The sequence below is a fragment of the Areca yellow leaf disease phytoplasma genome (assembly GCF_041920595.1).
Map to the genome: position 1 here is coordinate 266,791 of NZ_CP169277.1, position 8,023 is coordinate 274,813.

An 8,023-nucleotide genomic window follows, 5' to 3' on the forward strand; every position below is an offset into this window, starting at 1 on the left:
TTGTAGCGTTCCAGTTACGTATTGCTTTAGATAGAAAAATATTAAGAATTGCAAAAAAATTTTTGTTGTTGGGTTTGTTTGGATTAATTTTAGTAATAAAATGTTTTTAAATGCATTATTCATTTTTTTATTCATAAATTTTATTAAACAATATTAAAAAATAGCCTAAATGATAAAAGTACTCTTTTTTATATTTTGGTATTCTAATTAAAATTAAAAAACAACCTTTAATTTGCAAAGGGTTGTTAAATAATAAATTATTTTTTAATTAGAAAGTAAATATTTTATCTAGTTTGGTAAGGTTAGTTAATATTTCTTAAAAAATCAACTTTTAAACCAAATTTTAATATTAAAATTAATAAAATAATACCAATAATTATTTTGATGATACTATGTAAAAAGAAAAAAAATAATCCGATGATAAAAGCAATAATTATCATTTGATAATTGGGATTTAATCGTGTTCCAAAGAAAATATATTGCTTATAATTTTGTTTTTATCGATAATTTTAAAACCTTACTAATAATTGTATTTTTTCGATGTTCTTTCATTATTAAAATGCTATATTAAAAGTCAAAATAGTTTTAGAAAATATTTTGTAAACCGTAACTTTCAATATTAATTATAAGTGATTTTGGTTTTTCAAACTTGTTTGTAACTGATTGGTTGTTTTTAAATAATTTTTTTTAATTCGAGGTTAAAAATTTTGGCTTTAATCATTTCAATTTCTCGTTTATAGATTGCTTTGTCATTGATATAGGGAGTTCTAAAATTTTAGGGATACAACAAAAGCACGATGATAGATAATTTTGAGTAAAGTTTCAAAACCGATTTGCCGAAACCGATGTTTTCATAGCGGTCTTTGTGGCCTATTACATTCGTTTTAGAGTCGTTAATATGAATTACAGAGATATTTTGAAATCCTAAAATGGAATCTATCTTTGGATATTCTTCTAAGTTTTCTTTTAAATCATAGCCAGCATCAAAAAGATGACAAGTATCAAGACAAAAGAAACTCTTGTGTTTTTTAACTTAGGTTCTTATTTTACCAGATATTAGGTTTTCCCAATTTCGGTTCACTTATATATACATAGTTTCTAAGGCAACTTGGGTTTAAATGTTTAGTTTTCAAAAATTAAATCAAGGCTTTAAAAGAGCAAATTAGACGAATTCCTTCTTGAGGTTGTTTTGAGATAGTTTTCCTGGATGTAAAACCATTTTATTAATTTTCGTGCTGCAAAACGTTCTAATTCTTGGGATAAAAAATCAATTTGCAAAAGCCCTTTAGTCGTCAGGATTAGCAAGTTGATAATATAAGGAGCCTTGACCTACCAAAATTATTTAAAGATAAATTGTTGTTTTGGACAATTTCTAAGGCTTCTTTAATTTTTTTAATTCTTCGGTTTGGTTCTTATCGTATTTTGTGGAGCACCGCTATAAACCATCAAAGCATTAGCACTGCCATAAATGGCAGTTTGGATGGCTCCTTGAAAATTATGTGGTTTTCATGTACTTAACATGGCTTTAAAAATAACATGATAAAAACTCCTTTATTGTTTTGTTTTTGATTTATTGGTTATAAATTAGTTTAGTTTTTTGATAATTAGTTTTGTAATTCGTTAATTTTATTTTTTGTTGATGGTTTTGTGATTTGTTTTGGCTTTTAGTTTGAATTTTGTTGTAAAGAAATTACTTTTGTTTTTGGGGTATTGGTTTTCTTTTTGTTCTTTTCTTATAATTGGGTTTCTTATTTGCTTTTAGTTGCGCTGTTCCCGTTTTTTAAGACATTTTTTGATTTAAAAATTACTCTTTTAAGACTAAAATTAAATTGATAATTTCTATCTTTTCAAATTAACAAATAATTTCATTACACTTAAAAAGTGTCTAATGTTTTTTTATAATTTGCTAGTTTCAAAAGATATTTTTTTAAATATTTTATCCCTACACTATATATATAGGCCGAAAAAATGAAAAAGTTGCTATAAAAACGAAATGGGTTAAATTTTTTTACACAATAATGCGGAGTTTTTGATTTTTGTAGAAAAAAATGTATGACAAAACAACCTTTTTTCAAAGGTTATAAGTTTATATATCCGTAATTAAATATTTATCTAAAAGTTTGAAAGTATTTTAAAGGAGATGAATTGTTTAATTTAGTTAAAATCCATTTATTATTCCAAAAAGAAGTAAATTGTTTTATTATTTTTTTGATTTTACTTGGTGTTTTTTGGAATAAAAAGGGATGTTGGTTGGATAAAATACTTTTCATCTGGCCAAAAAGATTTTCAATGACAGCATTATCACGTGGGGTTGCTTTACGAGACATGCTAATTAAAAACCCTTTTTTAGTTAAAACTTTTTGTACTTTTAGAGATTGATAAACTTTACCTTGGTCAGATGAATAATACAGAGATTTTTAAAAATTTTTTTTAATAGGTATTTAAATTAATTCTTTATTTTGTCGGTTTGAAGTGTAGAGGCAATAATTTGATTATTAAAAGCATCAATAATACACGAAAAATAGATAAATCCTTGAGGTTTTAAAATAAAGTAATGTCAGTAAATAGTTTTCATAGGTTGCAGGAGGTAGTAAGTCTTGATTAATCAAATTTGGGACTACTTTGAGGTTGGATTCTAAATTACGCGGTAATAATATTTATTTTCTTAAGCCTTAACACAACAATGTTATTTTCTTTCATGATAAGATAAACTTTCTTAGTAATAAATTCGTTAAAAAATTTCTTGGTATAAATCAGTAATTTGATGACCGTAAAAATATGAATGTTGTAAGCTTATAAAGTTTAGATACGTTGTTGTTGTAAAAATATTTTGTTTTCTTTTAATTTTATTTTTTTTTTTCAATTTTTAGCCAATAATAATAAGTACTTCGATTAATACGAATTGTTTTTAAAATGGTAGTTAAATTTAGGTCTTTGACAAATTTTTTAACCAATTGAAAAACTATTTTTTTATTAATGGTTTGAATGTGGAAAATCATATTTTGTAATAATTTTATTTTTTTCTTTAATTTTTGCATTATTAACACCAATTATCTTAATATTTTTTTATTTATTCCAAAAATATAACTAAAAAATATACAAAGTTAATTTTAAAATATTTTTAATATATTACCTATGCTGTAACAATATTGAAAACCTTACGAAGGCAGTGTAAACAACCGAAGTATAAATTAACGCTATTACACCTGCATCGGTCCTTTTGAACTGAGGGCCTAAATTAACGTATACAATATATAATTTTAAAATTTAAACATTACTAAACTGTCTCTAATACTATAATAAATTTATGTATGCTAATTAAATATAAAAAATCCTTGATAGGTTTTATATTTTAGTGTATCATTAATATTATTTATTTAATGTTAAATAAAATAATATTAATGATGTATTTCTAATAAGGTTAAACCCGAATTAAGTATTATTTACTCGCTTAAAATCAAAGTAGCCTTGAAGGCTTTTTGATTTTTGGTTTTATTTACCCACGGGGTTTAACCTTAACAAAACACTTCATTATATATGAATATGAAAAAAATATGAAAAAGTTGCGCATATAAAACGACATGGGTTAAATTTTTTACACAATAATGCGGAATTTGTTGTTTTGGTAGAAAAAATGTATGACAAAACAACCTTTTTTTCAAAGGTTATAAGTTTATATATCCGTATTAAATATTTATCTAAAGTTTGAGAAGTATTTTAAAGGAGATGAATTGTTTAATTTAGTTAAAATCCATTTATTATTCCAAAAAGAAGTAAATTGTTTTATTATTTTTTTGATTTTACTTGGTGTTTTTTGGAATAAAAAGGGATGTTGGTTGGATAAAATACTTTTCATCTGGCCAAAAAGATTTTCAATGACAGCATTATCACGTGGGGTTGCTTTACGAGACATGCTAATTAAAAACCCTTTTTTAGTTAAAACTTTTTGTACTTTTAGAGATTGATAAACTTTACCTTGGTCAGAATGTATAATGCAAGGATTTTTCAAAGGAGGATTTTTTTTAATGGTATTTAAAATTAATTCTTTATTTGGCGGTTAGAGATGTGAAAAGAGACAATTTGATTGTTGAAAGAATCAATAACTTACATGAAAAATAGATAAAACCTTGGGGAGTTTTAAAATAAGTAATGTCGGTAAATATGGATTTTTTCATGGGTTGGGAATAGTAAAGTCTTGATTAATCAAATTTGGGACTACTTTGAGGTTGGATTCTAAATTTTTATGATAATAATATTTATTTTTCTTAAGTCTTAACTTACAACAAATATTATTTTCTTTCATGATAAGATAAACTTTTTTCTTAGTAATAAATTCGTTAAAAATTTCTTGGTATAAATCAGTAATTTTACGATGACCGTAAAAATATGAATGTTGTAAACATAAAGTTTGAATGCGTTGTTGTTGTAAAAAATATTTTGTTTGTTTTAATTTTATTTTTTTTTCAATTTTTAGCCAATAATAATAAGTACTTCGATTAATACGAATTGTTTTTAAAATGGTAGTTAAATTTAGGTCTTTGACAAATTGTTTAACCAATTGAAAAACTATTTTTTTATTAATAATTTGAATGTGAGAAATCATATTTTGTAATAATTTTATTTTTTTCTTTAATTTTTGCATTATTAACACCAATTATCTTAATATTTTTTTATTTATTCCAAAAATAATTATAACTAAAAAATGTATTAAAAGTTAATTTTAAAATATTTTTATTAAATTACTATATAATAATATTAGTATTCAATGACGAGCAGAGCGAACTAGGCGGCCAGCCGATGCATATTAAAATTAACTCTTACCTTCCTCCTAAAGTCCCCTTTGGGGTTGTTTTTTAATTGACCGTTAATTTAACAATTTAACGGTCACATGTTTAGATAATATATTTCATTTAAACATTATAAATTATGATATATTATAATAAATTTATATATACTAATTAAATATAAAAACCCTTAATAGGTTTTTATATTTAATTAGTATCATTAATATTATTTTATTTAATATTAAATAAAATAATATTAATGATGTATGTTTCTAATAAGGTTAAACCCGAATTAAGTATTATTTATCATAACCAAAATCAAAACAGCCTTGGAGGGCTTTTTGATTTTTGGTTTTATTTTACCACGGGGTTTAACCTTATTAGAAACATACTTACTATATATAGGCCGAAAAAATGAAAAAGTTGCTATAAAAACGACATGGGTTAAATTTTTTTACGCAATAATGCGGAGTTTTTGATTTTGGGTTAGTTATGCTATATAATAACAGGGATAAATGGCAAAATGCTCATAAACACTAGCGAAAATGATGACAGAAGAGATAAAAAATGAAAAGGCAAGTGAAAAAAATAAAAAAAAAAATAACCCCTCAAATGAGGGAGTCTGATGGTACAAAAAATGATTCGTTTTAATTTATGCCAAAATTGTGAAAATTAAAAGTATGATATTTACAGGTTTTTTAAGGTCATTTATAGGCTAAATTGAATATAAAGGGGGTCTAAATCAATCATAGGGTAATTACTCTAATTGAATTTAAATCAAAGCGAGAGGGGCAAAATAATGCGTTTAAGAGGCATTTTGGGATTTAGAAGTTTATTTTTTATTCTAAAATTAGTTTTGTTTTATGGTTTTTAAAAATTCTTGGAACCGATGGATATTGAATAAAATATTGGTTTCGGTTAAGATTTTATCCACCAAATGGTGTTCTTTTTTTAACCCTGGACCTTCATATCACATAAATAAATTGAATATTTTTGAATTTATTGATAGTTTTACTATATTCTACCAAACGTTTTGATTCGCTATTAATTTTGGAGCCTGAAGTGTTAAAAAAACTAAATTCTAAAAGATAATTTATATTATTATGTTTAAAAAAACAAAATCCACTCTTTTGTTTCTTTCAATTCAACACCTTTTAAAATATCTGTTAAAAGAATTTCTTCTTGAAAATTGAAATTATTTGTTTTTAAAAGAGTTTTGATTAAATTAGGCAACAAAACTCCTGATTTATTTTTTCTTGAGTTATAATCCAACCCCACCAAAACCCCAAAATATAATCTTTAATATTTTGATTATTAATTTACAAAAACATTAGTTAGAAGTTTTGATTCTTTAATAAAATTAATGACAACTTTTATCTTTGGTGGTCAAAAGTAATTTCTTGGTTTTGGTTGTTAAAATAAATAAATTTTTCTTTTCGGTTTCACCAAAAATATTTTGAAGTTGAGTTAATTCACACGATAAATTGATTCGTAATGTGAACAAATCCCGAATTTCTGTTCTACACCAGTTTACTGTCTAAATTCACCTTCATAATCAAATAAATTATTATCTCTTTTCCATGTTCGAATGGCTTGGTAAGGATCAATAGCATCAGGTAATTCGATACTTTTAATTTTTTTGAGTATTAAAATTAAAAAAAACAGATGTTTTTGGCGCCATTGAAGTTTAAATAAATGCACTGTTCCGTTTTTTTAGACATTTTTTTATTTCAAATCACTCTTTAAGACTTAAAATTAAATAGATAATTTCATATCTTTTCAAATTAACAAATAATTTCATTACACTTAAAAAGTGTCTAATGTTTTTGCATAATTTGCTAGTTTCAAAAGATATTTTTTTAAATATTTTATCCCTACATTATATATATAGGCCGAAAAAATGAAAAAAGTTGCTATAAAAGAAATGCGATTTAAATTTTTTTTACACAATAATGCGGGTTTTGATTTTGTAGAAAAAATAATATGACAAAACAACCTTTTTTCAAAGGTTATAAGTTTATATATCCGTAATTAAATATTTATCTAAAAGTTTGAAAGTATTTTAAAGGAGATGAATTGTTTAATTTAGTTAAAATCCATTTATTATTCCAAAAAGAAGTAAATTGTTTTATTATTTTTTTGATTTTACTTGGTGTTTTTTGGAATAAAAAGGGATGTTGGTTGGATAAAATACTTTTCATCTGGCCAAAAAGATTTTCAATGACAGCATTATCACGTGGGGTTGCTTTACGAGACATGCTAATTAAAAACCCTTTTTTAGTTAAAACTTTTTGTACTTTTAGAGATTGATAAACTTTACCTTGGTCAGAATGAATAATACAAGGATTTTTTAAAGGAGGAATTTTTTTAATGGTATTTAAAATTAATTCTTTATTTTGTCGGTTTGAAGTGTGGAGGCAATAATTTGATTATTAAAAGCATCAATAATACACAGAAAAATAGATAACCTCTGGGGAGTTTTAAAATAGTAATGTCAGTAAATAGTTTTTCATGGGTTGGGAGGTAGTAAAGTCTTGATTAATTAAATTTGGGACTACTTTGAGGTTAGATTCTAAATTTTTATGATAATATTTATTTTTTTTTTAGGCCTTAACTTACAACAAATATTATTTTCTTTCATGATAAGATAAACTTTTTTCTTAGTAATAAATTCATTAAAAATTTCTTGGTATAAATTAGTAATTTTACGATGACCGTAAAAATATTCATGTTGTAAACATAAAGTTTGAATACGTTGTTGTTGTAAAAAATATTTTGTTTCTTTTAATTTTATTTTTTTTTCAATTTTTAGCCAATAATAATAAGTACTTCGATTAATACGAATTGTTTTTAAAATGGTAGTTAAATTTAGGTCTTTGACAAAATGTTTAACCAATTGAAAAACTATTTTTTTATTAATAGTTTGTGAGAAATCATATTTTGTAATAATTTTATTTTTTCTTTAATTTTTGCATTATTAACACCAATTATCTTAATATTTTTTTATTTATTCCAAAAATAATTATAACTAAAAATGTATTAAGAGTTAATTTATAAATATTTTTATTAAATTATTATATAATAATATTAATATTTAAAGACGAGCATAGCGAATTAGGCGTAAGCCGATGCATATTAAGAATTAACTATTACCTTCCTCCTATAAAGTCCCTTTGGGGATTTAGGGGGGGTCATTAACGTATATATTAATATATAATTTTAAATTTAAAAGCAATACG

The 8,023-nt window shown here is 23.8% G+C and carries 2 protein-coding genes and 4 pseudogenes; all 6 read right to left on the reverse strand.

Annotated elements, in window-relative coordinates:
- Nucleotides 1-775 precede the first annotated feature (775 nt).
- Nucleotides 776-958, reverse strand: a pseudogene (locus ACEW7V_RS01515) (hypothetical protein); the annotation flags it as partial.
- Between the two features lie 1,150 nt (nucleotides 959-2,108).
- Nucleotides 2,109-3,038 (reverse strand): annotated as a pseudogene (locus tag ACEW7V_RS01520) (DDE-type integrase/transposase/recombinase).
- A gap of 656 nt (nucleotides 3,039-3,694) precedes the next feature.
- A pseudogene (locus ACEW7V_RS01525) lies at nucleotides 3,695-4,642 on the reverse strand (IS3 family transposase).
- Nucleotides 4,643-5,749: 1,107 nt separating this feature from the next.
- Nucleotides 5,750-5,881 carry a DpnII family type II restriction endonuclease gene (locus ACEW7V_RS01530; protein WP_374695745.1) on the reverse strand — a complete coding sequence of 44 codons (132 nt, stop codon included), beginning with the start codon at nucleotides 5,879-5,881 and terminating at the stop codon, nucleotides 5,750-5,752.
- Nucleotides 5,882-5,891: 10 nt separating this feature from the next.
- A complete protein-coding gene (locus ACEW7V_RS01535; protein WP_374695658.1) occupies nucleotides 5,892-6,062 on the reverse strand; it encodes a DpnII family type II restriction endonuclease in 171 nt (56 codons plus the stop codon).
- Between the two features lie 761 nt (nucleotides 6,063-6,823).
- Nucleotides 6,824-7,721 (reverse strand): annotated as a pseudogene (locus tag ACEW7V_RS01540) (IS3 family transposase).
- Nucleotides 7,722-8,023: the final 302 nt, after the last annotated feature.